This window comes from Nocardioides convexus (genome assembly GCF_011090295.1).
The window spans coordinates 2,500,655-2,525,536 of record NZ_JAAMYA010000001.1 but is presented as its reverse complement, the minus strand read 5'-3'; the positions used below and the strand labels follow the sequence as shown (position 1 = coordinate 2,525,536).

The following is a 24,882-nucleotide window of genomic DNA, read 5'->3' as shown; positions in this document are numbered from 1 at the left end:
TCGTGGACCTCGTACCACCAGCCGCCCTGGTCGGCGTTCGCGAACCGGTCGGCGTCGCGGACCATGCCGATGAAGTGGAACTCGTGGGCGCGCTGGGCGATCGCGTCGTCCTTGGCGACCACCGCACCACCCTCGGTGGTGGTCATGTTCTTGGTCGGGAAGAAGGAGTAGGTCGTGACGTCGGCCAGGTCGCCAACGGGGACGCGTCGGCCGCCCTCGTCGATCACAGCGCCGCCGATCGAGTGGGCGGCGTCGGCGAGGGTGAGTGCGCCGACCCGGTCCGCGATCGGCTGGAGCGCGGCGTAGTCGGCGGGGTGGCCGGTGTAGTCGACCGCGGCGACGACCTTGGTGCGCTCGGTGACCAGCGTGTCGACGGCGGCCGGGTCGATCAGGCCGGTGTCCTCCTCGACGTCGGCGAAGACGACCTTCGCACCGAGGAGGGAGGCGCCGGAGGCGGTCGCGACGAAGGTCATCGGCGTGGTGACGACCTCGTCGCCGGTGCCGACGCCCGCGCCGGCGTAGGCCATGTGCAGCGCGGCGGTGCCCGAGGTGCAGGACACCGCGCGGTGCCCGCCGGACAGCGCGCCGATCGCCTCCTCGAAGCGGGTCACGGTCGGCCCGGTCGTCAGCCAGTCACCGCGCAGGACATCGGCGACCGCCTCGACGTCGGCCTCGGTGATCGACTGGCGGCCGTAGGGGAGCATCAGATGCCCGACTCGAGGACCTCGCGGAGGTCCTCGACGCCCCACCAGATGTCGTTCTTGTCCGAGGCGCAGTGGAAGCCCTCGGGCACCGGCACCGCGTCCTTGATCGGCTGGTAGCCCCACTGCGGGGTCTCCGGCTCGATGACGTAGTACTTGCCGTCCTGGATGATCACCGCGCGGCGACCCTCCTCGGGGCTGATCATCTCCTCGTGGAGCTTCTCGCCCGGGCGAAGCCCGATGTCGACGAACTCCGCGTCCGGCACGACCGCGTGGGCCAGGTCGACGACCTTGTGCGAGGGGATGTGCGGCACGAGCAGACTCGCCGCCCTGCATCAGGTCGAAGGTGTCGACGACCATCTGCACGGCCTGCGGCAGCGTGATCAGGAAGCGGGTGCAGCGCAGGTCGGTGATCGGCAGGCTTCTCGCCGCGCTCGGCCATCGCCTTCCACTTCGGGATGATCGAGCCGCGCGAGCCGGTCACGTTGCCGTAGCGGACCACCGCGAACCGGGTCGGGTACGACGCGGCGTAGTTGTTGCCGAGGATGAAGATCTTGTCGGCGGTCAGCCTTCGTGGCGCCGTAGAGGTTGATCGGCGAGGAGGCCTTGTCGGTCGAGAGCGCGACGACCTTCTTCACGCCCGCGTCGATCGCGGCCTCGACGACGTTCTGCGAGCCGAGCACGTTGGTCTTGATGAACTCGAAGGGGTTGTACTCACCCGTGTCGACCTGCTTGAGCGCGGCCGCGTGGACGACGTAGTCGACGTCGTGCATCGCGCGGAGCAGGCGCTCGCGGTCACGGATGTCGCCGATGAACCAGCGCAGCCGCGGGTCGTCGTTGAACATCTGGCGGCACTCGAACTGCTTGAGACCGTCGCGGCTGATGATGATGAGCCGGCGCGGGTTCAGGTTGTCGAGGGCGTAGCGGATGAACGCCTTCCCGAAGGAACCGGTGCCACCGGTGATCAGGATGCTGCTCCCCTGGAGGATGGACACGCGCACGCCTTCCGTCGGACGGGAGCGGGGCCCGTCCCCGCCACGAAGAATCGGACTGACGATACCGTTGGCCGCCGCTGTCGCCGGAATCGAGGGGAGACCAGGGTGTCGAGGGTGATCGTCTGGTGCGATCTGGGTCCCGACATCGGGGTGGGCCACCTGATGCGCTGCCTGGCCCTCGCCGAGGAGCCTGGCGGCCCGGGGCCGCGAGGTGGTCTTCCTCGTCGACGCGGGCTCGGTGCCCTTCGCGGCGGCCCAGGCTCGAGGCCCGCGGCTTCGGCTCGGTCGTCCCCGCTGCGACGGTGACCGCCCAGGCTGGACCAGGCTCGCGGAGGCTCGAGCCGGAGGCGGTCGTGATCGACTCCTACCGCCTGCCGCCGGTCGCGTACGCCGCCGCGCGGGCGTCGTACCGGACGCTGGCGGTGGTGGACGGCGCGATCGGCGGCCGCGAGGCCGACGTGTACCTCGACCAGAACATCGGGGCCGAGCACGACCATCGCTCCCTGCCCGCCGGCGCGGTCAGGCTGGCCGGCTTGCGCTACGCCTTGATGCGCGACGAGGTGCTGCGGCACCGTCCCGCGCAGCCGGAGGTGCCGGCGCCCGACGGGCCGGCGCGGGTGCTCGCCTTCTTCGGCGGCACCGACGCCTTCGGAGCCGCCCCCGTGCTGACCGCCGCGCTCGCGGCGACGGGACAGCCCTTCCGGCTCTCGGTGGTCGCGGCGAGCGCGGAGCGCCGGGCCGCGCTGGAGGCGATCGCCACCGCACCGGGCCAGGAGGTCGAGGTGATCGCGCCGACCGACCGGATCGCCGAGCCTGGTGCGCGAGGCCGACCTCGTCGTCAGCGCGGCCGGCACGTCGAGCTGGGAGCCTGCTGTGCCTCGGTGCGGCGGCCGCCTTCGTCTGCGTCGCGGACAACCAGGCGGAGTCCTACGGCCGGGTCGTGGCGCAGGGGCTGACCTTCCCGCTCGGCCTGCTCTCGGGGGTGCGTGCCGACCCCGCGGCGGCGACCGCGGTGCTGGCCGAGGCGCTCTCCGACGCGGAGGCGCGCAACCGGCTGCGTCGTACCGGCTGGGAGGCTGGTGGACGGCCAGGGCCGCGAAAGGGTTGTCGCCGCGCTGCTCCCTTGATGGCACGGGCTATCACGGTTGATATAACTGGCGAGTGCGTGAGCCTGACCGACTTCCGGCCGTTCCTCCGTACCGCCTCGACGTTCTGGCGCCACAACGTGCTGCCGGAGTCCGAGCGGATCATCCTGGTGGAGGCGATGAGCCAGGACCTGCGGGTGACGCTGCGCAACCTCACGGTGGCCAACGCACTGCGCCGGATGGAGCCCGCCCGGGTCATCGTCTACAGCGGTGCCGACGAGGACTGGAACCAGATCGTCTGGACCTACTTCAACCTCGAGGAGATCTCGCAGATGGCCACGGCGTACGGCGCCGAGACCGTCTTCGACGTGCACGCGCTCGTCGACGCGCGGGTCGCCGGCACCGCCGAGCCGCTCGAGGTCGCCGGCGTCGACCTCGGCGGCGACCTGCCCGAGTCCGGCATCTCCCCGCAGTCCTTTGAGGACATCGTCTACGCCACCGCCTGCAGGATGGCGCTGGTCGCGCGCCTCGACGACTCCCCGGAGCTGCAGGCCAAGAAGGCGCACGTCGCCGCGCGCAGCGTGGAGTTCGCCAAGATCTACGACGCCCTGCTGGCCAACAACGACGTGGTCGCGCTGATCACCAGCCACGTCGACTACAACAACTTCGGGCTCGGGGTCGAGGCGGCGCTGCGCCACGACGTTCCCGTGCTCTTCCCGCAGTCCACTGGCGGACTCAAGGTCTACGGCCTGTTCCCCGAGAAGCCTGCCGGCGGACGCCCCGATCCGGGCCGGGCTGACCTCGCAGGCTCGGCGAGTTCTTCGACAAGCACCTGTGGCCGAACCGCGAGCCTGCTGCACCGCGGCTCCGAGCCTGACCCAGTGGCGCTCCAAGGCCACCCTCGGGCGTCCGTCGTGGTGGCGCGCCGGCCAGGACTTCTCCAGCATCGAGTTCGCAGACCCCGGCCGACCGCGCCGCGGTCCGGGTGCCCGCCGGGCGCCGGGTCGGCCTGGACCCCTCGAAGCCGACGGTCTCGGTGTTCAACCACGCCGTCTCCGACGCGCTCGGCACCAACTGGGAGGTCTTCGCCGACCTCGGCGACTGGATCGAGCGGACGGCCGCGTGGGCCGCCGAGCACGACGAGGTCAACTGGATGTTCCTCGACCACCCCCACCAGCACATGTACGACGCCACCGGCTTCTTCGACGGCGTCGCGGCCCGCTACGCCGACAAGCCGCACATGAGGTTCATGCGCAGCCTGGACCTGTCGAAGAACTACCTGACCGCGCTGACCGACCTGGTGCTCACCGTGCGCGGCAGCGTCAGCAGCGAGTACCCCGCCCTCGGCATCCCCGCGCTCCAGTGCGGCTGGTCGGAGTGGAGCGCCTGCGGCTTCACCACCGTGGCGGCCAGCGTGGAGGAGTACTTCGCCGAGCCTGCAGCGCCACGTCGACGGGCTGCTCGGCGGCGTGGAGCCTGATCACGCCGGAGCAGGTCGAGCGGGCGCGACTGTGGATGTGGTTCTACCGCTGCGCCTCCGACGTGCCCTCCGGCCTGGTCCAGCAGTGGCCGGTCGGCGAGGGCGACGAGCTCTTCGAGATCCTGGCGGTCAACATGCTGCACGTGGAGTCCGACGGCGAGCCCGCGTTCGCGGCGATGAACCGGATGTGGCGGCGCCGGGAGCCCTTCCTGTCCCGCTTCGACTGGGAGGTCCCCCCCGAGAGCCTGGCGATGCAGACTGGGGGTGGTGGCGTCATGAGCGGCGTCTTCGAGCCTGCCCACCCTGCACGTCGGCACGATGTTCGACCGGCCCGCCCGGCGCCACGAGCTCGCCGGTCTACCTCGACCAGGACGTGCCGGGCGCGGTGGCGCTGATCGACGGCGCGGTCCGGGCACCGCACCGGCTCGCGCGCGTCGTACGGCCCTCGGGGATGCTGGGCCTCTCGCTCGTGCGCCCGGACGGGCCGTTCACCGTGCACCTCGACATCCGCATCGACGGGCTGTCCAACGAGATGTGGCACGACAACATGCTCGGCAGCCGCGCCAAGATGGCGCGCAGCGAGGACAAGGACCGCGAGGTCCCCCTTCCCGACGTCTCCGGCCGCCACCGCCTGCTCCGCTTCACCGCGCAGGGCCGCACCATCGCCGGTGCCGCCCTCGGCCTGCGCCGCTACGACGGCGAGGCGACCCTCGAGCAGGTCTCCTTCCAGGTCTCTCCCGAGCAGGCTCGGCGACGACGGCATGCTGATGATCGGCATGGAGTCCTCGCGCGCCGACGAGCAGGTGTGGCCTACCGGCGCCGCGATGCCCGACGGTGTGGTCGGCATCGCCGTCGCCCGCATCCACCTGCGCCTCGGCTCCGAGCCGATCGCCCCCCGGGTGGCCGTCGGCCGCCACGACGACCACGGCGCGCTGGTGCTCGGCCAGAGCGGGATCTTCGTCGTCAACCCCGGAGCCCCCGACACCGGCGCCGAGACTCGAGGTCGGCGTCCGCAGCGTCGGCGGCGACCGCCTGCGCGGGCGCCGGGCCCGGGTCAAGCACCCCGGGCGCGCGGTGCGCGAGTTCGCCCAGGACCGGGTGGTCGACAAGTCCCACGGCATCGGGATCGACGTGCGCACGCTGGACGGCGGCGTCGTACCGGGTGCGGAGGCCGAGGGCGCGCGGCTGCGCCTGCCCGCCGGCACCGGCCCGGTGATGGTCCGGCTGACGAAGCGGTCGCCGTCGGGCGAGCCCGCGTTGGTCGACTGGAGCGTGCGGAGCCGCTCGCTTCGGTGAGGGCACTCGGCGTCGCCCCGCTGCTCCTCGCCTCGGCGGGGACGGTGGCGGCAGGTGGCGCCGACGAGGCGGACCCGGGCCCGTCCAGCATGTTCACCGGCGACCAGGCTTCGCCGGCAGCCTGGAAGAAACGCCGACCGGTTCCCCCTGCTCGTGCCCGCGACGATGCCCGCCGGGGCGGCGGACTCCGACGAGCCGGGCTTCGGACGGTCGAATGTCGTCGTCGAGCCGACCGAGCCCGCCGCGTCGAGCACTGGAGGGGGTTCCTGACCTCTTCCTACGGTTCTTGACCCTTGCAACGGTCAAGAACCGTAGGAATCCCCCGGTAACCGGGGATTCCTGCACCCCCTTTAGAGCAGGTCGAGCGACATGGGCGTGCCCATGGGCACGTCCTGCCGGAACTCCCGGCCCTCGATGTCGCGGAAGGAGTCCGGCGGCAGGCCGTCTGCGGGACGGACCGAGCGGACGTTGTCGGGGCCGACCTTCTCGCCGGCCCGGACGTCGCGGGAGACGAAGAGCGAGCGCCGGAAGCGCAGGCCCTCGGCCTCGATCTCCTTGGGTCCGATCCGGGCCTCGCCCATCGCCTGCCAGGCGATCTTGGTCTCCCGCACCAGCGAGGCGAACTCGCCGGGGTCGAGGGAGAAGTCCGCGTCCACGCCACCGTCGGCGCGGTCGAGGGTGAGGTGCTTCTCGATCACCGTGGCGCCGAGCGCGACCGCGGCTACCGAGGCGCCGATGCCCAGGGTGTGGTCGGAGAGACCCACCTGGACGTCGAGTGCGTCGCGCAGGACCGGGATGCCGCGCAGGTTGGACGCCTCCGGGGGAGCGGGGTACGACGCGGTGCAGGCCAGCACGACCAGTCTGCTCGTTGCCCGTCTCCCGCGCCGCGCGGACGGCGCTGTCGATCTCGCCCATCGTGGCGGTGCCGGTCGAGATGATCGTCGGCAGCCCCGTCGCGGCGATCGAGCGGATCAGCGGCAGGTCGGTGATCTCGCTGGAGGCGGACTTGATGAGCGGGACGCCGAGGCCGTGCAGGAAGTCGACGGCGGTCGGGTCGAAGGGTGCGCTGAACCCGAGCATCCCCAGGCTCCTGGGCGAGCGCGAAGATCGGCTCGTGCCAGTCCCACGGGGTGTGCGCCTCGGTGTAGAGGTCGTAGAGGCGGCGGTTGGGCCACAGCGGGTGGTCCGCGCTGAGCCGGAACATCGGGGAGTCGACGTCGAGCGTGATCGTGTCGGCCGTGTAGGTCTGGATCTTCACCGCGTGCGCGCCCGCGTCGGCGGCGGCGCGGACGATCTCGAGCGCGCGCTCGAGGTCGCCGTTGTGGTTGCCCGACATCTCGGCGATCACGAACGGCTCGGCGTCGGGGCCGATGGTGCGGCCGCCGGTTCCGATGGCGTCCAGGCTCATCGGGTGCCCTCCTCTGTGCTGTTGCCAGTGCTGTTCTCGGTGCGGTTCCTGCGTGCCCCGCGGCGGTCCTCGCGGCGCAGGCTGATCGGGTGCACCTCGATGGTGCGGCCGTCGACCGCGCGGGTCTCGGCGGGGCCCTCGGTGAAGCGGAAGCGGCGGTTCATCGAGCGGACCGCCTCGTTGCCGGCGAGCACCTCGCCGTCGAGGGTGTCGACGCCGAGTTCGTCGAAGGCGTACGTCGTCGCCTCCTTCATCACCTGCATCCAGGCCATCAGGGCCAGGCCCTCGGCCTCGACGGTCTCGCTGTCGAGGTAGAAGCCCCACGAGCAGCGGCGCTGCTCGTCGTCGATGTCGAAGAAGCCTGACGATCCCCAGCGGACGCTCGCCGAGTTCGAAGACCAGCACCCGGCGGGTGGGGTCCTCGCGGGTGCGCGCCCACCAGCCTGCGTGCTCCTCGGCGGAGATCTCGTGCGCGTGGATGCTCACCGCCCGGTTGGCGGCCTGGTTGCGCCACGCCCGCATGGCGTCGACGTCGCCGTCCCCGGCGGGACGCAGCATGGTTCCTCCTCGACTGGACCGCTGGAGTGCGGCTCCCTGCGCGGCTAACGGTAGTCTGCCCGCCATGACGACGGTTCCCCGCGATCGCCTTCGTGAGTCGATGGGTGAGGTTCTGGCCGCGCAGAGCAAGGCGCTGCCCGCCAACGACGACGCGCAGGCTGGCCGACATCGGCTTCCGCTCGCTCGACTTCAGCGAGTCTCGCCCTCCGGGTGGAGGACGAGATCGACGAGGAGCCTGAACTTCGACGCCGCCGGCCTGCGCCAGATCACCACGGTCGGAGACGTCCTCGACCTCCTGCTCGAGATCCAGGACGCGTGAGCCTCCGCAGCAACCGGGTCATCGACGCCCGCACGGGCGAGGCCCTGGCGTGGGACGAGCTCCCCGCCGTCTCGGCCCCGGCGCCTGCTGCTGTCGTCGTCCCGACGTCGTACGACGCCCTGCCGTGGGTCCACCGGCACGTCACCACCGGTGACGAGTCTGCTCGTCGTCGCGGCCGGCCGCATGGAGCCGGTGCTGCGCCAGGAGCCTGCTGGACTCCGGCTTCAACGTGGTCGAGGGCGACACCGTCACCCCCGCGACCACGCCGCGCGAGCCCACCGCGGGCCGGCTCTGGCTGCTGACCTCCGGCTCGACCGGGCGGCCCAAGCAGATCGGGCACACCCTCACCTCGCTGACCACCGTGTCCGGCGACCTGCCGCCGCGGCGCTGGCTGTGCCCCTACTCGCCGGGCACCTACGCCTGGTGGCAGGTGGTCACCCTGGGCCTCGCCGCGCCCGCGCAGGACCTCGTCGTGGTCGACCCGAGCGGCCTGGACGAGTGGGTGCCGGCCGCCGTCGAGCACGGCGTGACCGCGGCCTCCGGTACGCCGACGTTCTGGCGGCAGAGCATCATGAAGCAGCGCGACCGTCTCGGCGAGGTACCGCTGGAGCAGATCAGCCTCGGCGGCGAGCCGGTCGACCAGGCCGTCCTCGACCAGGCTCCGCGAGCCTGTTCCCCGACGCCCGGATCTCCTGGATCTACGCCTCCTCCGAGGTGGGCGCCTCGATCGTCGTGCACGACGGCCGCGCCGGCTTCCCCGCCGCGTGGCTGGATCGCGACACCCCGGGCCGGCCCCGGATCTCGGTCCAGGACGGCGAGCTGGTCATCACCTCGCCCCACCACGGCGAGGGACTGGACGGCTCGATCCGCACCGGTGACGCCGTCGTGGTGGAGGGCGACCGGGTGCTCATCACCGGCCGGCTCAACGCCGACGAGATCAACGTGGGCGGCGCGAAGGTGTCCGCCGGCGTGGTCCGCTCGGTCCTGCAGGCGCACCCCGACGTCGCCTGGGCCCACGTCCGCGGCCGCAAGGCGCCGCTGGTCGGCACGATCGTCGTCGCCGACGTGGTGCTCACCTCGGGCGCGACCGAGGACCCCGAGGCGCTGACCCGGATCACCGACTGGTGCCGCGACCGGCTGCCCGACTACGGCGTCCCGCGCCGGGTCGCGCTCCTCGCCCAGATCCCGACCAAGGAGACCCTGAAGAGCGATGTCTGATGCCACCCTCGTGCCGCCCGCCGGCGTCGTCCTGATCTCCGGCGCCTCGCGCGGCCTCGGTCTCGCGATGGTGACCGACCTGCTGGAGCAGGGCGTCAAGGTCGCGGCGTTCGCGCGCACGGTGACCCCGGACCGACGCCCTCGCCGCCCGGTTCCCCGAGACCAGCCACTTCGGCTCGGTCGACATCACCGACGCCCCGGCCACGCAGGCCTTCGTCAAGGAGGTCGAGGCGAAGCTCGGCGTCATCGACGGGCTCGTCAACAACGCCGCCGTCGGCCAGGACTCGCTCCACGTGCACACCTCCGCCGACGAGATCGCGCGGATCATCGAGACGAACCTGACCGCGCCGCTCGTGCTCACCCGGTTCTGGCTGCGCCGCCTGATGGGCAAGGGCCGTCGCGGCCGCCTGGTCAACATCACCTCGATCTGCGGCCAGCGCGGCTACCAGGGCCTGGTCGCCTACTCCTCCACCAAGGCCGGCCTCGACGGGGCCACCCGCGCGATCGCCCGGGAGATGGCCGGCCGGGTGCTCGCCAACTCGGTCGCGCCGGGCTTCTTCGCCTCGGAGATGTCCGCCGTGCTGGGCCAGAACCAACTCGAGTCGATCACCCGTCGTACCCCGTCGGGGGCGATGACCTCGCCCGAGGACGTCGTCCCGGTGGTCCGCACCCTGCTGCTCGACCAGACGAACATCAACGGCCAGGCGATCGTCATCGACGGTGGCGGCTCCATCTGACCCGCTCTCCCAGGCTCCGCGTCGGCACCGACGCGGAGCCTGAGCCGGTACGACGCCCGCTCCCACCTCTCCGACGGCCGGGTGGTCGCCTGGACCGGCCCCGCGGACGGGGTCGCGATCGACGCCGAGATCGAGCGGCCGGTGCCCCCCGCCCTCGCCGCGGCCCACGGGGCGGAGTCCTTCTGGGAGCGCTGGACCCGGCTGGAGTGCCGGGCGAAGCCTGACCGGGGTGCCGGTCGTGCTGCTCCAGCGCGGCGGCCTCGACCCGGACGCTCCGTCCGGCGTCGAGCCTGGTGACGGGCCGGCTGCACCCGGACGCCGCGACGACGGTCGTCGTGAGCGTCGCGCGCCGCCGCGGAGCCGTGTGACCTAGCCCACCGATCCGATCCGTTCCCCGGAGCGCGCGGACCGGCGTACCGTTGAGTCGTCCCGGAACCCCGGGACGCACCTGATGAGCACAACGTCCGGTACCCACACCGGCTGCCCCGCACGGAGCAGTGGTCGGTGGGACGGGAACGAAAGGTTCACGATGTCCCACGACCTCCGTGTGGGTGTCGTCGGCGCGGGTCGCGTCGGCGCCGTCCTGGCCGCCGCCCTCCGTGCGGCCGGTCACCCCGTCGTCGCCGCTGCCGGTGAGTCCGACGCCTCGCGCCGCCGCGCGGCCGGTCCTGCTGCCCGGCGTGCCCCTGCGCAAGCCGAGCGACGTCGCCCGGGCCGCCGACCTGCTGCTGCTCACCGTCCCCGACGACATGCTGCCCAACGTGGTCCGGGTGCTCGCCGACAGCGGCGCGCTCCGTGAGGGCCAGGTCGTGGCGCACACCTCCGGCCGGCACGGCCTCGCTGTCCTCGCGCCCGCCGCGGCCGTCGGCGCACGGATCATCGCGCTCCACCCGGCGATGACCTTCACCGGCACCACCGTCGACCTGGAGCGGCTGCACGGCTGTGTCTTCGGGCTCACCGCCGGCCCGGCCGAGCACGACCTCGCCGAGGAGCCTCGTCGCCGACCTCGGCGGTCGCCCCACCTGGGTGCCCGAGCAGATGCGCACGCTCTACCACGCTGGCCTCGCGCACGGCGCCAACCACCTGGTCACCCTCGTCAGCGAGGCGATGGGCCTGCTCACCGCCGCCGGCGTCGACGACCCCGCGGGCACGCTGCGCCCGCTGCTCGACGCCGCGCTGGACAACGCGCTCGCCCACGGCGACGCCGCCCTCACCGGGCCGATCGTGCGCGGTGACGTGCAGACCGTCGCGGCGCACCTGCGTGACATCGCCGCGAACGCGCCCGACACCCTGCCGTCGTACGTCGCGATGGCGTGGGCCACCCTCGACCGCGCCGTCACCGACGGCCGGCTGCTGCCCATCCAGGCGCAGAAGATCGCGACCGTCCTCAGCGCCTACGGCGACCGCCGGGTGCTGCCCCACCGCGAGAACGCATGACCACCCTCACCACGCCCGCTGTCGCACGCAGCCGGGCCGACCTCGACGCGCTGCTCGGCGCCCGCCGTGCCGCAGGCCCCGTCGTGCTCGTGCCCACCATGGGCGCGCTGCACGAGGGCCACGCGTCGCTGATGCGGATCGCCCGCGAGCGCGCCGGCGAGTCCGGCACCGTGGTGGTCTCGATCTTCGTCAACCCGCTGCAGTTCGGGCCCGGTGAGGACCTCGACCGCTACCCGCGCACCTTCGACGCGGACCTGGAGCTCGCCGGCGGCGAGGGCGTCGACGTGGTGTTCGCTCCGGTCGTCGCGGAGATGTACCCCGACGGCGTCCCGCACGAGGGCCTCGCCTCCGAGGCCGTCACCGTCCAGCCCGGACCGCTCGCGGACCTCTTCGAGGGCGCCAGCCGGCCCGGTCACTTCCGCGGGGTGGTGACCGTCGTCGCCAAGGCTCTTCGGCCTGGTCCGCCCGGACGGCGCGGTCTTCGGGGAGAAGGACTACCAGCGACTCGCGCTGATCCGGCGGATGGTGTCCGACCTGTGCCTGGGCATCGAGGTGGTCGGGGGGAGACCGACCGCGAGCCCGACGGTCTGGCCCGCTCCAGCCGCAACCGCTACCTCGACGCCGGGCAGCGGCAGCAGGCGGCCGTGCTGTCCCGGGCGCTGCGCGCGGCGCAGTCGCGGGCGTCGTACGGCGTCCCGGCGGCGCGGTGGGCGGCGATGGCCGTCATCAAGGACGAGCCGGGCGTGGAGCCTGGACTACCTCGCGCTCACCACCACGGGCCTCGGCGAGCCTGCCCGACTACCCCGAGGCCGGCACGCAGGGCCGCGTCCTCGTCGCCGCCCGGGTCGGCACGACCCGGCTCATCGACAACATGCCTCTGCAGTTCTGATCCCGAGGGAGAATCCCATGCTGCGCACCATGATGAAGTCCAAGATCCACCGCGCCACCGTCACCCAGGCCGACCTGCACTACGTCGGCTCGGTCACCGTCGACGAGGACCTGCTCGAGGCCGCCGACCTGCTGGCCGGCGAGACTCGTGCACATCGTCGACATCACCAACGGTGCCCGTCTGGAGACCTACACGATCGCGGGCGAGCGCGGCAGCGGCGTGATCGGCATCAACGGCGCGGCAGCGCGCCTGGTCCACCCCGGCGACCTCGTGATCCTCATCGGCTACGGCCAGATGAGCACCGAGGAGGCCAAGGAGCACCAGCCGCACGTGGTGTTCGTCGACGCCGACAACAAGATCATGGCCACCGGCTTCGACCCCGCCGAGACCTTCGGCGACCCGAGCCTGTCCCGTGGCGACGTGACCGCGGGTCGCTGAGTAGCCTGCACGAATGCCTGAACACCTGCGCCTGCCCGGGCGGCTCACCGCGCCCCGTCCCGGGTGGAGCACCCGCGCCGACGTCGTCATCGTCGGCACCGGCATCGCCGGCCTGACCGCGGCGCTGCGGCTGCGCACGCAGGTCGACAAGGTCCTCGTGGTGACCAAGGACGTGCTGTCCGCGGGCTCCACGCAGTGGGCGCAGGGCGGCATCGCCGCGGCCCTCGGGCCGGGCGACACCCCCGAGCAGCACGAGGTGGACACCCTCGTCGCCGGCGCGGGCGCCTGTGACGCGGACGCCGTCCGCGTGCTGGTGAACGAGGGGCCCGACGCGGTGCGCGAGCCTGATCGCGCTCGGCACCAACTTCGACCACACCGCCGACGGTGGTTCGTCGCTCACCCGGGAGGGCGGTCACCACCGCGACCGGATCGCGCACGCCGGCGGCGACGCCACCGGCGCGGAGATCCAGCGCGCCCTGGTCGCGGCGATCGAGGCGGCGCCCGACATCGAGGTCATCCAGCACGCCCTCGCCGTCGACCTGCTGCTGGCCGAGGATGGTGGCGTCGCCGGGCTCACCCTGCACGTCATGGGCGAGGGCCAGCGCGGCGGGGTCGGCGCCGTGCACTGCCGCGCGGTGGTGCTCGCCAGCGGCGGTTTCGGCCAGGTCTTCTCCCAGACCACGAACCCGTCGGTGTCGACCGGCGACGGGATGGCCCTTGCCCTGCGCGGCGGGGCGACCCTGCGCGACCTGGAGTTCGTGCAGTTCCACCCCACGGTGATGTACCTCGGCCCCGACTCGCGCGGCCAGCAGCCGCTCATCTCCGAGGCCGTCCGCGGCGAGGGCGCCTTCCTCGTCGACGACGAGGGCACCCGGTTCATGCAGGGCGTGCACGAGCTCGCCGACCTCGCGCCGCGCGACGTGGTCGCCAAGGCGATCATGAAGCGGATGCTGGAGACCGGGCGGCCGCACATGTGGCTCGACGCCCGCCACCTCGGCGCGGCGTTCTGGGAGAAGCGCTTCCCGACCATCCTCGCCACCGCCCGCTCCCACGGCGTCGACCCGGTCACCCAGGCCTGATCCCGGTCGCGCCGGCCTGCCACTACGTCTCCGGCGGGGTCCGCACCGATCTCGACGGCCGCAGCGACGTCCCCGGCCTCTACGCCAGCGGCGAGGTCGCCTGCTCCGGCGTCCACGGCGCCAACCGGCTCGCCTCGAACTCGCTGCTCGACGGGCTCGTCTTCTCCCGCCGGATCGCGAACGTGCTCCCGGGCGAGCCTGCGGGACTGGGCCGAGCCGGTCGCCGACACCCGGCCGGCCGGGCTGGTCGCCGGATCCGCGCGCAAGCAGGCTGCAGGAGACGATGACCTCACGGGCCGGTGTGCTGCGCAGGCTCCGAGGGCCTCGGCGAGGCCGCCCGGCTGCTCGACAAAGCTCGCCGGCGACGCGGCCGAGGTGATCGACCAGGAGGCCTGGGAGACGACCAACCTGCTGACCATCGCGAGCGCCCTGACAGGTGCCGCGGCGCTGCGTCAGGAGACCCGCGGCTCGCACTGGCGCGAGGACTTCCCCGAGCGCGAGGACGAGCGCTTCGCGGGCCACTTCGACGTCCGCGTGGACGACGGCGAGTCGACCCTGTCGTTCGTCGCCGCGCCGGCCACCGACGGGACCCCGCGATGATCGCCCGGACCCCCTTCGCCGAGTCTGCCCTCGACGCTCGTCGACGAGATCGCCGCGGCGGGCCTGGACCCCCGCGCGGTCTACGACCACGTCACCCTCGCGTTCGAGGAGGACCTGCCCGGCGGCGCCGACGACGTCACCAGCGCCGCGATGCCCGACATGGGCGAGGCGGTCGCCGACTTCGCCGCCCGCGAGCCCGGCGTCGTCGCGGGCCTGGCGATCGCCGAGTCTCGCCTTCGCCTACGCCCTCGGCGACACCGTGACGGTCACCGGCCGGGTGCCCGACGGCACCCGCGTGGAGCCCGGCGACGTCGTGCTGACCGTCACGGGGCCGGTGCGTGGTGTGCTCACCGCCGAGCGGACCGCCCTCAACTTCGCCTCGCACCTCTCCGGTGTCGCGACCGCCACCGCGCAGTGGGTCGACGCGCTGGCCGGCACCCGCGCCCGGGTGCTCGACACCCGCAAGACGCTGCCCGGGTGGCGCGCGCTGCAGAAGTACGCCGTGCGCTGCGGCGGTGGCGTCAACCACCGGTTCAGCCTGGTGGACCGGGCGATGGTCAAGGACAACCACGCGGTCGCCGCGGGTGGCGTCGTCGCCGCCTACGAGGCCGTCGTCGCCGCGAACCCCGGCCTCCGGGTCGAGGTCGAGGTGGTGGACCTCGACGAGCCTGCGCGCGGTCCTCGCGGCCGGCTGCACCGAGGTGCTGCTCGACAACATGTCCACCGCCGACATGGCCGAGGCGGTGCGCATCAACGCCGACGCCGGCGCGCCCGCCACCCTGGAGGCCTCCGGCGGGCTCACGATCGAGCGGGCCCGCGAGGTCGCCGAGACCGGCGTCGACTTCATCTCCGTCGGCGCGCTGACCCACTCGGTCGACGTGTTCGACCTCGGCCTGGACTTCCGTACGACGCCATGAGCCTGCTGGCGGCCGACATCGGCAACGCGCACACCGTCCTCGGGCTGCTGGAGGACGGCGAGGTCGTGGACCACTGGCGGGTCTCGACCGACGAGCGTCGTACGGCCGACGAGTGGGGGGTCCTGCTCCGCGGCCTGCTCGAGACCCAGGAGGACGCCGTCACCGGCGTCGCCGTGTGCGCGACCGTGCCGTCGGTGCTCAACGCGTGGCGGGAGATGCTCGCCGCCCAGTTCCCCGACGTGCCCCGGGTGATCGTCGAGCCCGGCGTCCGCACCGGGGTGCCCATCGTGGTCGACAACCCCCGCGAGGTCGGCACCGACCGGATCATCAACGCCCTCGCCGCCGCCTCGGACTACTCCGGCCCGGCGATCGTCGTCGACTTCGGCGGCACCGCCACCACCTTCGACGTCGTCGACGCCGCCGGCCGCTACGTCGGGGGAGCGATCACCCCCGGCATCGAGATCTCCCTCGACGCCCTCAGCCGCGGCGGTGCCCAGCCTGCGGATGGTCGAGTCTCGTCCGCCCGCGCGGCGTGATCGGCAAGAACACCGTGGAGGCCCTGCAGTCCGGGATGGTCTTCGGCGTCGCCAGCCAGGTCGAGGGGATGGTCGAGCGGCTGGTCGCCGCGCTCGGCGCGGCCGAGGAGGACGTGACGGTGATCGCTACCGGATACCTCGCACCGCTCGTCCTCGACGAGTGCCGCTGCTTCACCCATCACGAGCCCTGGCTCACCCTGCGCGGGCTCGGCCCGGTCTACGCGCGCAACGCATAAGGCCGGTTCTCCCCGGTTGGTGGCAACACCATCTTGCCAATGAATGCGGCTCGGTTAGTTCCCGATATCGGCCGAGATGCCGCGCCGGTGCTTGTCGCATTCTCGAAGATGGATATTATCGGCGATATCCAATTCGGATTATCGAATATCGAGGAGCGCAACATGGCCCAACGCGTCAACATTGTCCTGGTCGACGACATCGACGGCAGCGACGCGACGCAGACGGTCGCCTTCGGCCTCGACGGGGCGAGCCTACGAGATCGACCTGAGCGACGGCAACGCCTCGGCCCTGCGGGAGGCGCTCGCGCCGTACCTGGGCCACGCGCGCAAGGTCGCTCGCGGCGGTGGCGGCGGCAAGCGCAACGGCCGCGCGGCGGCCGCGGCGGGCGGCACCTCCGCCAAGGAGATCCGGGAATGGGCGCGGGAGAACGGGCACTCCGTTCCCGAGCGGGGGCGCATCCCCGCCGACGTGCGCGAGGCGTACGACGCGGCCCACTGACGCGGTCGAGGACCGGGCCCGTTCGCTGACAGCGGACGGGCCCGATCCGTTTCTCGGGAACGCGTAGGGTGTGAGCGGGGTTGTAGACCTACGAACAGCCCTGTGACGTGTGAGGAGCGTGCAATGTTCGAGCGGTTCACTGACCGAGCCCGCCGGGTGGTCGTGCTGGCCCAGGAAGAGGCCCGCATGCTCTCCCACAACTACATCGGGACCGAGCACATCCTGCTCGGCCTCATCCACGAGGGCGAGGGCGTCGCCGCCAAGGCCCTGGAGTCGCTCGACATCTCCCTCGAGGCGGTGCGCGCACAGGTCGAGGAGATCATCGGCCAGGGCCAGCAGGCCCCCTCGGGACACATCCCCTTCACCCCGCGCGCCAAGAAGGTGCTCGAGGCTCTCCCTGCGCGAGGCGCTGCAGCCTGGGCCACTCCTACATCGGCACCGAGCACATCCTGCTCGGCCTGATCCGCGAGGGCGAGGGCGTCGCCGCCCAGGTGCTGCAGAAGCTCGGTGCCGACCTCAACCGGGTCCGCCAGCAGGTCATCCAGACTGCTCTCCGGCTTCCAGGGCAAGGAGACCGGCTCCGCCGCGGCGGCCTCCGGCTCGACCAGCGGTGGGGACGCGCCGTCGTCCTCGCTGGTGCTCGACCAGTTCGGCCGCAACCTGACCCAGGACGCCCGCGAGGGCAAAGCCGACCCGATCATCGGCCGCGGCGCGCAGATCGAGCGCGTCATGCAGGTGCTCTCGCGTCGTACCAAGAACAACCCGGTGCTGATCGGTGAGCCCGGCGTCGGCAAGACCTCGATCGTGGAGGGCCTGGCCCAGGACATCGTCAAGGGCAACGTTCCCGAGACGCTCAAGGACAAGCAGATCTACACCCTCGACCTGGGTGCCCTGGTCGCGGGCTCGCGCTACCGCGGTGACTTCGAGGAGCGCCTCAAGAAGGTGCTCAAGGAGATCCGCACCCGCGGCGACATCGTGCTGTTCATCGACGAGATCCACACCCTCGTCGGTGCCGGTGCTGCCGAGGGCGCCATCGACGCGGCCTCCATCCTCAAGCCGATGCTGGCCCGTGGTGAGCCTGCAGACGATCGGTGCGACCACCCTCGACGAGTACCGCAAGTACCTCGAGAAGGACGCCGCCCTCGAGCGCCGCTTCCAGCCGATCCAGGTCCCCGAGCCGTCGATCGCCGACACGATCGAGATGCTCAAGGGCATCCGCGACCGCTACGAGGCGCACCACCGGGTCACCATCACCGACGAGGCCCTGGTCTCCGCGGCGACGCTGGCCGACCGCTACATCTCCGACCGCTTCCTGCCCGACAAGGCGATCGACCTGATCGACGAGGCCGGCTCGCGGCTGCGGATCCGCCGGATGACGGCGCCCGCGGACCTGCGCGAGTACGACGACAAGATCGGCGAGGTGCGTCAGCGCAAGGAGGCCGCCATCGACGGCCAGGACTTCGAGGCCGCCGCGCGCCTGCGCGACGAGGAGAAGCAGGCTGATCCTCGCCAAGTCCGAGCGCGAGAAGCAGTGGCGCTCCGGTGACATGGACGAGGTCGCCGAGGTCGACGAGGAGCCTGATCGCCGAGGTGCTCGCCGTGGCGACCGGCATCCCGATCGTGAAGGCTCTCCGAGGAGGAGTCCACGCGGCTGCTCAAGATGGAGGACGAGCCTGCACAAGCGCGTCATCGGCCAGGACGAGGCGGTCAAGGCGCTCTCGCGGGCGATCCGTCGTACCCGTGCGGGGCTCAAGGACCCCAAGCGTCCCGGTGGCTCGTTCATCTTCGCCGGCCCGTCCGGCGTCGGGAAGACGTGGCTGTCCAAGACGCTCGCCGAGTTCCTCTTCGGCGACGAGGACGCGCTGATCCAGGCTCGACATGTCGGAGTTCGGCGAGAAGCACACCGTCTCGCGCCTCTTCGGTTCGCCTCCGGGCTACGTCGGCTACGAGGAGGGCGGCCAGCTCACCGAGAAGGTGCGCCGCAAGCCGTTCTCCGTGGTGCTCTTCGACGAGGTCGAGAAGGCGCACCCGGACATCTTCAACAGCCTGCTGCAGATCCTGGAGGAAGGTCGCCTGACCGACTCCCAGGGCCGGGTCGTGGACTTCAAGAACACCGTCATCATCATGACCACCAACCTCGGCTCGCGCGACATCGGCAAGTCGGTGGGTCTGGGCTTCGGCGGCGGCGACGCGGCCGGATCCTACGACCGGATGAAGGCGAAGGTCTCCGACGAGTCTCAAGCAGCACTTCCGCCCCGAGTTCCTCAACCGTGTCGACGAGATCATCGTCTTCCCGCCGCTGTCCTCGGAGCAGATCGTCGCGATGGTCGACAACATGATCGCCGCCGTGGAGGTCCGCCTGCGCGACCGCGACATGAAGGCTCGAGCCTGACCCAGGCCGCGAAGAACCTGCTCGCCGAGCGGGGCTTCGACCCGGTCCTCGGGGCCCGGCCGCTGCGCCGCACGGTCCAGCGCGAGATCGAGGACGTGCTCGCCGAGAAGATGCTCTACGGCGAGGTCGGCCCCGGCCAGATCGTGCTCGTGGACGTCGACGGCGAGGGCCCGAACGCCGCCTTCACCTTCGAGGGGCAGAAGGTCGGCGAGCCTGCCCGACATGCCGCCGCTCGAGACGGTCAACGAAGGCCCGGCCGATGCCTCCGAGCCTGAGCGGGGACGACTCCGAGTCGGCCTGATCCTCGACGTGACGAGCCCGGTGTCCCCTCGGGGGCGCCGGGCTCGTGCGTCTCCTGCGGGCGCTCGGCTCGGTCAGGGGAGCGCGTAGCGCCCGTCCGCCCGGCGCACCACGAGTCCGTCCGCGATCAGCGACGCCAGTGCCCGCTCCCGTTGCGCGACCTGGTCCCAGGCGGCGTCCATCCGCTCCTGGCCGACGGCGCCGGGCGCATCGCGGAGCACGGCCAGCAGCCTCCCCCGGCACTGCCGGTCGGTGCCCGCATAGGTCTGCACCGGCCGCGGTGGCCCGTCGTAGGCCGGCGCGCCGGCCGCCTGCCAGGCGCACGCCTCGAGCACCGGGCAGTCGGTGCAGCGCGGACGGTCCGCGGTGCACACCAGGGCGCCGGCTCCATCACCGCGACCGACCACGTCGCCGCGGTCGGTGGGTCCTCGGGTAGCAGGGCCGCGCCCAGGTCCCGCTCGGCGCGGTTGACCGACCGGGCGGGGAACTCCACGCCGGTGACGGCGCGCCCGAGCACCCGGCGGACGTTGGTGTCGAGCACCACCTGCCGCTGGCCGTAGGCGAATGCCGCCACGGCCGCCGCGGTGTAGTCGCCCACCCCCGGCAGCGCCAGCGAACTCGTCGTACGACGCGGGGACGGTCCCCCCGTGCTGCTCGGTGATGGCGACCGCGGCCGCGTGCAGGCGCAGCGCCCGGCGCGGGTACCCCAGCCGGCCCCATGCCCGCACCGCCTCGCCCGACGGCTCGGCCGCCAGCGCGGCCGGGGTCGGCCAGCGCTCCAGCCAGGTCGCGTGCACCGGCAGCACCCGCACCACCGGGGTCTGCTGCAGCATGAACTCGCTGACCAGCACCGACCACGCCGACGCCTCCGGCCGGCGCCAGGGCAGGTCGCGCGCGTGGGCGTCGTACCAGCGCAGGATCGGCTCCACCAGGCCGTCCCCGGTCCCGGCGTCCGTCGTGGCATCACTCGTCGTCATCGCACGCCATTGTGACCTCGGTCGAGTTCGGCCCCTCCCGGCGGGTCACCCCGGTTCCCGGCCCAGCGCTGACTACCGTCGGATCCATGGCCTCCCCGCGTCGTCCCGCTCCTGCCCGGGGCCGTACGACGCGCGGCCCGCTCGAGCCCGCTGTGTACTGGCGGCGCCGGGTCTTCGTGCTCGGCGTGGCCTTCGCGCTCGTCTTCGGGATCGCCCGCGCGCTCGGTGGTGGCAGCGACGCCGGCTCCGACGACCGGCCGGCCGCGGAGCAGGCCGGCGCACAGGTGGAGCCCTCCCAGACGGTCACCGCCGGGAAGTCCGGCGCGACGGGCAGCAGCACCCCCACTGCCAGCGGCGCGACCACCGGCGCGAGCGCGCCCGTCACCCCGACGCTCGCCTCGCCGCAAGGCCCCTGCCCCGCCGCCGACGTCGTCGTGACGCCCTCGGTGCCCGCCCCGGCCGTGGCCGGTAGCGACGTCACGCTGCGCCTGTCGCTGCAGACCCGGGCCGCCGAGGCCTGCACCTGGCAGATCTCGAGGTCCAGCGTCATCGTCAAGATCTCCGACGGCTCCCGCCAGCCTGTGGACGACGCAGCAGTGCCCCGAGGCGGTGCCTACCGCCTCCGTCGTCGTACGACGCACCGTCGCCACGGTCGTGAACCTCACCTGGAAGGAGACGCGCCAGTCCGGGCCGGGCTGCTCGCGTCGTACCGGCTGGGTGACGTCGGGTGACTACACGATCGCCGCCGCTGCGTTCGGCGGCGAGCCGGCCACCGCCGCGTTCGTGCTGGTGAAGCCCTCCGCGGTGACGAGCACGCCGACCGCGAAGGCCACGCCGACCGCGAAGGCCACGCCCACCGGGACGGCCACGCAGAAGGCGACGGTCCGGCCCACGAAGAAGCCGACGAAGGCCGTCAACTAGCCCGTCCGGCTCCGCTCGTGCGGGACCTGCTCAGACGTACCGCTCGAGGATCGTCGACTCCGCCAGCCGGCTCAGCCCCTCGCGAACGCTGCGGGCCCGCAGGCTCGCCGACGCCCTCGACGGCCTGCAGGTCGTCGATGCCGGCCGAGAGCAGGCTTCTGCAGGGTGCCGAAGTGGTCGACCAGGCCCTCCACGACGTTCGAGGGCAGCCGTGGGACCTTGGTGAGCAGGCGGTATCCCCGGGGAGCCACCGCGCCGTCCAGGTGCTCGCCGGTGCCGATGCCGAGCACCTTGGCCACCGCGGAGGGGTCCACGAGGTCGGTCGCGGACAGGCTGCTCCAGGCTTGCCGAGCAGGCTCCAGCGGGTCCCGACTGCGCCGGCGCGAGGGCACGTAGTCGCGGATCACCAGGCTCGCGCTCGGTGTCCACGCCGGTCACCAGGCTCCTCGAGCCTGCAGGGCGAGGAGGCGGCCGTCGGTGCCGAGCTCGAGCACGTAGTCCTCGATCTCCCGCGCGATCCGGGTGACCATCTCCAGCCGCTGGGCGACCACGGCCACGTCCCGCACGGTGACGAGGTCCTCGATCTCCAGGGCCGACAACGTGCTGGAGACCTCGTCGAGCCGCGGCTTGTAGCGCTCCAGCGTCGCCAGCGCCTGGTTGGCGCGGGAGAGGATCTGGCCGGAGTCCTCGAGCACGTGCCGGGTGTCGCCGACGTAGGCCGCGATGATCTGCATCGACTGCGACACCGAGATCACCGGGTGCCCGGTCTGCTTCGCGACCCGGTCCGCGGTGCGGTGCCGGGTGCCCGTCTCCTCGGAGGGGATCGACTGGTCGGGCATCAGGTGCACGGCCGCACGGATGATCCGGGTCAGGCTCCCGTCGACGATGATCGCACCGTCCATCTTGGCGAGTCTCGCGCAGCCCCGTCGCGGTGAAGGGGACGTCGAGCTCGAAGCCGCCGGTGCACAGGCTGTCGACCAGCCGGTCCTGCCCGATCACGATCAGGGCGCCGGTGCGGCCGCGCAGGATGCGCTCGAGGCCGTCGCGCAACGACGTGCCGGGCGCGATCGACGCAAGGGTCTCGCGGAGTCGGAGATCGGCCGACGCGACCACTCGCGCTCCTCACTGTCATGACTGCTGGACCCACGGGCCGCGGATCCGGGGCGCACCGCCACGGTGCACAGGCTCACCCTAGCGGCGTACCCCCCGTCGCACGCGGTGGATTCCGCCGTGCCGCGCCCGCGCGTTGTCAGCAGTTGTCAGGTCCGGGGTGCGTGCGCACTGTGGAGTTTGTCGCTTCACTCGCCGGCCTCGACCACCTCCAGCGCGTGCTTGGTACGACGGTCGAGGTTGAGCAGGCGCAGCGTCGAGATCACGTCCGGCGCCTCGATCACCCGCATCCCCGCGATCATCCGGTCCCGCGCGGGGCCGCGCGCGCCCTGCGCCTGGCCGGGCTCGGCCGGTACCACCGCCAGGCTCGAACCCGAGCCGGGCTGCCTCCGCCAGGGCGCTGGGACAGGTCGCGCACCCGGCGCAGGCTCCCCGGACAGCCCGATCTCGCCCATCGCCACCACGCCCGCCGGCGGCGCGCTGACGAAGGTCGAGGAGGCCAGCGCCACCGCCAGGGCGAGGTCGCTCCCGGGATCGGTGAGCCGCGCCCCGCCCACGGTCGAGGCGAACACGTCGTGCTGGTGCAGGCTTGATCCCGCAGTGCTGCTGGAGCACCGCGAGGATCATCGCGAGCCGGGAGCCGTCCAGCCCCGAGGTCGTACGACGCGGACGCTCCGCCGCCGACAGCGTCACCAGGGCCTGCACCTCCGCGAGCAGCGGGCGCCGCCCCTCCATGGTCACCGCGACGCAGGTGCCCGGCACCCGCCCGTGGTGCCGCTCGGTGAAGATCCCGGTCGGGTCCTCCACCGCGCGGATCCCGTCGGCGCTCAGGTCGAAGCAACCGACCTCGTCGACCGGGCCGAACCGGTTCTTCACCGCGCGCACCATCCGGAAGCGCGAGTCGCGCGAGCCCTCGAAGTGCAGCACGACGTCGACCAGGTGCTCCAGCACCCGCGGGCCCGCGATCCCGCCGTCCTTGGTGACGTGCCCGACCAGCACGACGGTGATGTCGCGGCTCTTGGCGACCCGCACCAGGGCCTGGGCGACCTCCTTGACCTGCGTCACCCCGCCCGGAACGCCGTCGACGTCGGCCGCGCCGATCGTCTGCACCGAGTCGACCACCACCATCTGCGGGCGCACCTGCTCGATATGGGTCAGCACGGCGCCGAGGTCGGTCTCGGCGGCCAGGAAGAGCTCGTCGTGGATCCCGCCGGTGCGGTCCGCGCGCAGCCGCACCTGGGCCGCGGACTCCTCGCCGGTGACGTAGAGCGTGCGCTGCCGGCGCTCGGCGGTGCGCGCCGCCACCTCCAGCAGCAGGGTCGACTTGCCGACACCGGGCTCGCCGGCCAGCAGGACCGCGGCGCCCGGGACCAGCCCACCACCGAGCACCCGGTCGAGCTCGGGGACGCCGGAGGCCTCGTGCATCGCGCGGTCGGCCGGGACCTGGCCGATGGGAATCGCCCGCTGGGTGACCGGCGCGGCCGTCGTACGGCTGGTGGGGGAGGTCGTGGCGGCCGCGACCTCGACGACCGACCCCCACGCCTGGCACTCACCGCAGCGGCCCACCCACTTGGCCGTCGTCCAGCCGCAGTCGCCGCAGCGGTAGTTCGAACGTGTTTTCGAAGCCATGCCCCGAAGGTAGACCACCCCTCCGACACCCGCCCCCCGCCACGCGGTCCGTGGAAGGATCGGCCTGTGGACAACCCGCGCCCACCGGCCACCCTGGCCGACGTCGCCGAGCGTGCCGGCGTCTCCCGCCAGACCGTGTCGAACGCCGTCAACAACCCCGACCTGCTGCGGCCGGACACCCTCGCCCGCGTGCAGGAGGCGATCGAGACCCTCGGCTACACGCCGAACCGCGCCGCCCGCCACCTGCGCACCCGCTCGTCGCGGTTGATCGGCCTGCGCCTCACGCCGGCGCAGGAGTTCACGGCGAACATGGCGATGGACCGGTTCGTGCACGCGCTGGTGGAGGCCGCGCGCGACGTCGACCACCACGTGCTGCTCTTCTCCGGAGGTCCGGTGGCCGAGGGGGAGCGCCCCGACCCCCTCGGCGGGTACGACGACCTGTTGCGCGCGACGGCGGTGGACGCCTTCGTCGTGACCGACACCTACCTCGGCAACCCGCAGACCGTCGGGCTGACCCGCCGGGGCGCCCCCTTCGTCGCCTTCGGCCGGCCCTGGGACGACCCGGACGCCACCCATCCCTGGGTCGACGTCGACGGCGCCGCGGGGACCGAGGCGGCCACCCACCACGTGCGCGAGCAGGGACACGAGCGGATCGCCTGGCTCGGCTGGGAGCCGGGCTCGCGGATCGGTGAGGACCGGCGCTCGGGCTGGCACCGCGCGATGACCAGGCACGCTCTGGCCACCGCCGGCCTCGAGGCGGCGGTGCCGGACACCGTCGACGCCGGGCGCGAGGCCGCCGCCGCGCTGCTCGACTCCGCGGCGCCCAGCGCCTTCGTGTGCGCCTCGGACACGCTCGCGGTCGGAGCCCTGCACGCCCTGGCGGAGCGCGGCCGTACGCCGGGCCGGGAGATCGCGGTCGTCGGCTTCGACGACTCCCAGGTCGCCCAGGTGATGGGGCTGACCTCGGTGCGGCAGCCGCTGGAGCAGGTCGCACAGGCGCTCGTCGGCGCGCTCGCGGAGTCTGCTCGCACCGTCGGACGGCGAGGTGCGCGAAGTTCTTCTCGCGCCCACCCTCGCAATCCGTCGGACCTCCGTGTGAGGATGAGCGACGCAGGATGACCTGCG

At 72.6% G+C, this 24,882-nt stretch carries 31 protein-coding genes and 18 pseudogenes; 38 read left to right on the top strand and 11 right to left on the bottom strand.

The window, feature by feature from the left end; translation table 11 throughout:
* Positions 1-20 precede the first annotated feature (20 nt).
* The 4 genes and pseudogenes from G5V59_RS18995 to G5V59_RS18980 form a co-directional block, all read right to left on the bottom strand.
* Positions 21-749, bottom strand: a pseudogene (locus G5V59_RS18995) (aminotransferase class V-fold PLP-dependent enzyme); the annotation flags it as partial.
* The gene (locus G5V59_RS18990) at positions 704-1,015 is read right to left on the bottom strand and encodes a polysaccharide biosynthesis protein (protein ID WP_278257489.1); all 312 of its coding nucleotides are present in this window, start codon (positions 1,013-1,015) and stop codon (positions 704-706) included. The pseudogene G5V59_RS18995 and the gene G5V59_RS18990, both read right to left, overlap by 46 nt.
* 173 nt (positions 1,016-1,188) lie before the next feature.
* A pseudogene (locus G5V59_RS18985) lies at positions 1,189-1,248 on the bottom strand (hypothetical protein); the annotation flags it as partial.
* A 34-nt stretch (positions 1,249-1,282) separates the two neighbouring features.
* Positions 1,283-1,696 (bottom strand): annotated as a pseudogene (locus G5V59_RS18980) (polysaccharide biosynthesis protein); the annotation flags it as partial.
* A 125-nt stretch (positions 1,697-1,821) separates the two neighbouring features.
* Here G5V59_RS18980 and G5V59_RS18975 point away from each other — a divergent pair.
* From G5V59_RS18975 to G5V59_RS18950, 6 genes are read left to right on the top strand one after another with little or no spacing between them, the layout of a single operon-like run.
* Positions 1,822-2,652 (top strand): hypothetical protein, encoded by an 831-nt coding sequence (locus G5V59_RS18975; RefSeq protein ID WP_278257488.1) that lies wholly within the window; start codon positions 1,822-1,824, stop codon positions 2,650-2,652.
* Positions 2,637-4,025 carry a hypothetical protein gene (locus tag G5V59_RS18970; protein ID WP_278257487.1) on the top strand — a complete coding sequence of 463 codons (1,389 nt, stop codon included), beginning with the start codon at positions 2,637-2,639 and terminating at the stop codon, positions 4,023-4,025. Before G5V59_RS18975 ends, G5V59_RS18970 begins: the two co-directional genes overlap by 16 nt.
* Positions 3,935-4,261, top strand: a complete 327-nt coding sequence (locus G5V59_RS18965) for a hypothetical protein (protein WP_278257486.1) — start codon at positions 3,935-3,937, stop codon at positions 4,259-4,261. Before G5V59_RS18970 ends, G5V59_RS18965 begins: the two co-directional genes overlap by 91 nt.
* Positions 4,159-4,656, top strand: coding sequence for a hypothetical protein (locus G5V59_RS18960; RefSeq protein WP_278257485.1), 498 nt, complete (start codon positions 4,159-4,161; stop codon positions 4,654-4,656). The genes G5V59_RS18965 and G5V59_RS18960 overlap by 103 nt, the downstream gene beginning before the upstream one ends.
* Entirely contained in the window at positions 4,580-5,029 is a 450-nt protein-coding gene (locus G5V59_RS18955; RefSeq protein WP_278257484.1) for a hypothetical protein, read from the top strand. The genes G5V59_RS18960 and G5V59_RS18955 overlap by 77 nt, the downstream gene beginning before the upstream one ends.
* On the top strand, positions 5,023-5,847 hold the full coding sequence (locus G5V59_RS18950) for a hypothetical protein (RefSeq protein WP_278257483.1): 825 nt from the start codon (positions 5,023-5,025) through the stop codon (positions 5,845-5,847). The genes G5V59_RS18955 and G5V59_RS18950 overlap by 7 nt, the downstream gene beginning before the upstream one ends.
* A gap of 60 nt (positions 5,848-5,907) precedes the next feature.
* On the opposite strand, the gene G5V59_RS18945 is transcribed toward G5V59_RS18950, so the two are convergent.
* The 3 genes and pseudogenes from G5V59_RS18945 to G5V59_RS18935 all read right to left on the bottom strand — a co-directional run.
* Complete coding sequence (locus G5V59_RS18945) at positions 5,908-6,411, bottom strand: N-acetylneuraminate synthase family protein (RefSeq protein WP_278257482.1); 504 nt, start codon at positions 6,409-6,411, stop codon at positions 5,908-5,910.
* Positions 6,412-6,490: 79 nt separating this feature from the next.
* Positions 6,491-6,637, bottom strand: a pseudogene (locus tag G5V59_RS18940) (N-acetylneuraminate synthase family protein); the annotation flags it as partial.
* A 73-nt stretch (positions 6,638-6,710) separates the two neighbouring features.
* Positions 6,711-6,893: pseudogene (locus G5V59_RS18935) on the bottom strand (N-acetylneuraminate synthase family protein); the annotation flags it as partial.
* 694 nt (positions 6,894-7,587) lie between these two features.
* Between G5V59_RS18935 and G5V59_RS18930 the strand changes: the two are divergent.
* From G5V59_RS18930 to G5V59_RS18820, 29 genes and pseudogenes are all read left to right on the top strand, one after another.
* Entirely contained in the window at positions 7,588-7,842 is a 255-nt protein-coding gene (locus G5V59_RS18930; RefSeq protein WP_278257481.1) for an acyl carrier protein, read from the top strand.
* Complete coding sequence (locus tag G5V59_RS18925) at positions 7,839-8,144, top strand: hypothetical protein (protein ID WP_278257480.1); 306 nt, start codon at positions 7,839-7,841, stop codon at positions 8,142-8,144. Before G5V59_RS18930 ends, G5V59_RS18925 begins: the two co-directional genes overlap by 4 nt.
* The gene (locus G5V59_RS18920; protein ID WP_341350980.1) at positions 8,072-8,950 is read left to right on the top strand and encodes an AMP-binding protein; all 879 of its coding nucleotides are present in this window, start codon (positions 8,072-8,074) and stop codon (positions 8,948-8,950) included. Before G5V59_RS18925 ends, G5V59_RS18920 begins: the two co-directional genes overlap by 73 nt.
* The gene (locus tag G5V59_RS37145; RefSeq protein ID WP_341351261.1) at positions 8,881-9,060 is read left to right on the top strand and encodes a hypothetical protein; all 180 of its coding nucleotides are present in this window, start codon (positions 8,881-8,883) and stop codon (positions 9,058-9,060) included. The genes G5V59_RS18920 and G5V59_RS37145 overlap by 70 nt, the downstream gene beginning before the upstream one ends.
* 185 nt (positions 9,061-9,245) lie before the next feature.
* The gene (locus tag G5V59_RS18915) at positions 9,246-9,797 is read left to right on the top strand and encodes an SDR family oxidoreductase (RefSeq protein WP_278259933.1); all 552 of its coding nucleotides are present in this window, start codon (positions 9,246-9,248) and stop codon (positions 9,795-9,797) included.
* A gap of 229 nt (positions 9,798-10,026) precedes the next feature.
* Entirely contained in the window at positions 10,027-10,170 is a 144-nt protein-coding gene (locus G5V59_RS18910; RefSeq protein ID WP_278257478.1) for a hypothetical protein, read from the top strand.
* A gap of 78 nt (positions 10,171-10,248) precedes the next feature.
* Positions 10,249-10,401: pseudogene (locus tag G5V59_RS37140) on the top strand (hypothetical protein); the annotation flags it as partial.
* A pseudogene (locus tag G5V59_RS37135) lies at positions 10,343-10,630 on the top strand (hypothetical protein); the annotation flags it as partial. The pseudogenes G5V59_RS37140 and G5V59_RS37135, both read left to right, overlap by 59 nt.
* Before the next feature lie 205 nt (positions 10,631-10,835).
* Positions 10,836-11,234 (top strand): DUF2520 domain-containing protein, encoded by a 399-nt coding sequence (locus tag G5V59_RS18895; protein WP_278257477.1) that lies wholly within the window; start codon positions 10,836-10,838, stop codon positions 11,232-11,234.
* Positions 11,231-11,854 (top strand): annotated as a pseudogene (locus G5V59_RS18890) (pantoate--beta-alanine ligase); the annotation flags it as partial. The gene G5V59_RS18895 and the pseudogene G5V59_RS18890, both read left to right, overlap by 4 nt.
* Before the next feature lie 286 nt (positions 11,855-12,140).
* Positions 12,141-12,561 (top strand): annotated as a pseudogene (panD, locus tag G5V59_RS18885) (aspartate 1-decarboxylase).
* Between the two features lie 13 nt (positions 12,562-12,574).
* Positions 12,575-13,036, top strand: a pseudogene (locus G5V59_RS37130) (FAD-dependent oxidoreductase); the annotation flags it as partial.
* Positions 12,945-13,640, top strand: a pseudogene (locus tag G5V59_RS37125) (FAD-binding protein); the annotation flags it as partial. The pseudogenes G5V59_RS37130 and G5V59_RS37125, both read left to right, overlap by 92 nt.
* On the top strand, positions 13,535-13,927 hold the full coding sequence (locus tag G5V59_RS37120) for an FAD-binding protein (RefSeq protein ID WP_341351260.1): 393 nt from the start codon (positions 13,535-13,537) through the stop codon (positions 13,925-13,927). The pseudogene G5V59_RS37125 and the gene G5V59_RS37120, both read left to right, overlap by 106 nt.
* 88 nt (positions 13,928-14,015) lie before the next feature.
* Positions 14,016-14,240 (top strand): hypothetical protein, encoded by a 225-nt coding sequence (locus G5V59_RS18875; protein WP_278257475.1) that lies wholly within the window; start codon positions 14,016-14,018, stop codon positions 14,238-14,240.
* Positions 14,237-14,503, top strand: a complete 267-nt coding sequence (locus tag G5V59_RS37115; RefSeq protein WP_341350979.1) for a hypothetical protein — start codon at positions 14,237-14,239, stop codon at positions 14,501-14,503. Before G5V59_RS18875 ends, G5V59_RS37115 begins: the two co-directional genes overlap by 4 nt.
* Positions 14,500-14,847: pseudogene (locus G5V59_RS37110) on the top strand (nicotinate-nucleotide diphosphorylase (carboxylating)); the annotation flags it as partial. The gene G5V59_RS37115 and the pseudogene G5V59_RS37110, both read left to right, overlap by 4 nt.
* A 109-nt stretch (positions 14,848-14,956) precedes the next feature.
* On the top strand, positions 14,957-15,157 hold the full coding sequence (locus tag G5V59_RS37105; RefSeq protein ID WP_341351259.1) for a hypothetical protein: 201 nt from the start codon (positions 14,957-14,959) through the stop codon (positions 15,155-15,157).
* Entirely contained in the window at positions 15,154-15,693 is a 540-nt protein-coding gene (locus tag G5V59_RS18865) for a type III pantothenate kinase (RefSeq protein WP_341351258.1), read from the top strand. The genes G5V59_RS37105 and G5V59_RS18865 overlap by 4 nt, the downstream gene beginning before the upstream one ends.
* The gene (locus tag G5V59_RS37100; protein ID WP_341350978.1) at positions 15,690-15,929 is read left to right on the top strand and encodes a hypothetical protein; all 240 of its coding nucleotides are present in this window, start codon (positions 15,690-15,692) and stop codon (positions 15,927-15,929) included. The genes G5V59_RS18865 and G5V59_RS37100 overlap by 4 nt, the downstream gene beginning before the upstream one ends.
* Before the next feature lie 162 nt (positions 15,930-16,091).
* Positions 16,092-16,428: pseudogene (locus G5V59_RS18860) on the top strand (Lsr2 family protein).
* Positions 16,429-16,551: 123 nt separating this feature from the next.
* Positions 16,552-16,890, top strand: a complete 339-nt coding sequence (locus G5V59_RS18855) for a Clp protease N-terminal domain-containing protein (protein WP_278257474.1) — start codon at positions 16,552-16,554, stop codon at positions 16,888-16,890.
* Positions 16,891-16,919: 29 nt separating this feature from the next.
* The gene (locus G5V59_RS18850; RefSeq protein WP_278260314.1) at positions 16,920-17,207 is read left to right on the top strand and encodes a hypothetical protein; all 288 of its coding nucleotides are present in this window, start codon (positions 16,920-16,922) and stop codon (positions 17,205-17,207) included.
* Positions 17,158-17,433 (top strand): annotated as a pseudogene (locus G5V59_RS18845) (AAA family ATPase); the annotation flags it as partial. The gene G5V59_RS18850 and the pseudogene G5V59_RS18845, both read left to right, overlap by 50 nt.
* Positions 17,434-17,629: 196 nt before the next feature.
* A pseudogene (locus tag G5V59_RS18840) lies at positions 17,630-17,857 on the top strand (hypothetical protein); the annotation flags it as partial.
* 20 nt (positions 17,858-17,877) lie between these two features.
* Positions 17,878-17,931: pseudogene (locus G5V59_RS18835) on the top strand (hypothetical protein); the annotation flags it as partial.
* A gap of 39 nt (positions 17,932-17,970) precedes the next feature.
* The gene (locus tag G5V59_RS18830; RefSeq protein ID WP_341350977.1) at positions 17,971-18,294 is read left to right on the top strand and encodes a hypothetical protein; all 324 of its coding nucleotides are present in this window, start codon (positions 17,971-17,973) and stop codon (positions 18,292-18,294) included.
* Between the two features lie 12 nt (positions 18,295-18,306).
* Positions 18,307-18,624, top strand: a pseudogene (locus tag G5V59_RS18825) (AAA family ATPase); the annotation flags it as partial.
* A 15-nt stretch (positions 18,625-18,639) separates the two neighbouring features.
* Complete coding sequence (locus G5V59_RS18820; protein ID WP_278259932.1) at positions 18,640-19,095, top strand: hypothetical protein; 456 nt, start codon at positions 18,640-18,642, stop codon at positions 19,093-19,095.
* Between the two features lie 99 nt (positions 19,096-19,194).
* Here the strand turns inward: G5V59_RS18820 and G5V59_RS18815 are convergent, their stop codons facing one another.
* Positions 19,195-20,097 carry an A/G-specific adenine glycosylase gene (locus tag G5V59_RS18815; protein ID WP_278257473.1) on the bottom strand — a complete coding sequence of 301 codons (903 nt, stop codon included), beginning with the start codon at positions 20,095-20,097 and terminating at the stop codon, positions 19,195-19,197.
* 86 nt (positions 20,098-20,183) lie between these two features.
* Between G5V59_RS18815 and G5V59_RS18810 the strand changes: the two genes are divergently transcribed.
* Together G5V59_RS18810 and G5V59_RS18805 are read left to right on the top strand one after the other, a co-directional pair.
* Positions 20,184-20,828, top strand: coding sequence for a hypothetical protein (locus tag G5V59_RS18810; RefSeq protein ID WP_278257472.1), 645 nt, complete (start codon positions 20,184-20,186; stop codon positions 20,826-20,828).
* Positions 20,815-21,018: a hypothetical protein gene (locus G5V59_RS18805; RefSeq protein ID WP_278257471.1), complete on the top strand. Its 204-nt coding sequence runs from the start codon at positions 20,815-20,817 to the stop codon at positions 21,016-21,018. Before G5V59_RS18810 ends, G5V59_RS18805 begins: the two co-directional genes overlap by 14 nt.
* Before the next feature lie 71 nt (positions 21,019-21,089).
* Here G5V59_RS18805 and G5V59_RS18800 read toward each other — a convergent pair whose 3' ends face one another.
* From G5V59_RS18800 to radA, 3 genes and pseudogenes are all read right to left on the bottom strand, one after another.
* Positions 21,090-21,425, bottom strand: a complete 336-nt coding sequence (locus G5V59_RS18800) for a hypothetical protein (RefSeq protein WP_278257470.1) — start codon at positions 21,423-21,425, stop codon at positions 21,090-21,092.
* Between the two features lie 27 nt (positions 21,426-21,452).
* Complete coding sequence (disA, locus tag G5V59_RS18795) at positions 21,453-21,920, bottom strand: DNA integrity scanning diadenylate cyclase DisA (RefSeq protein ID WP_278257469.1); 468 nt, start codon at positions 21,918-21,920, stop codon at positions 21,453-21,455.
* A 396-nt stretch (positions 21,921-22,316) separates the two neighbouring features.
* A pseudogene (radA, locus tag G5V59_RS18785) lies at positions 22,317-23,757 on the bottom strand (DNA repair protein RadA).
* Positions 23,758-23,823: 66 nt separating this feature from the next.
* Here radA and G5V59_RS18780 point away from each other — a divergent pair.
* Positions 23,824-24,876: a LacI family DNA-binding transcriptional regulator gene (locus G5V59_RS18780; protein ID WP_278257468.1), complete on the top strand. Its 1,053-nt coding sequence runs from the start codon at positions 23,824-23,826 to the stop codon at positions 24,874-24,876.
* Positions 24,877-24,882 lie beyond the last annotated feature (6 nt).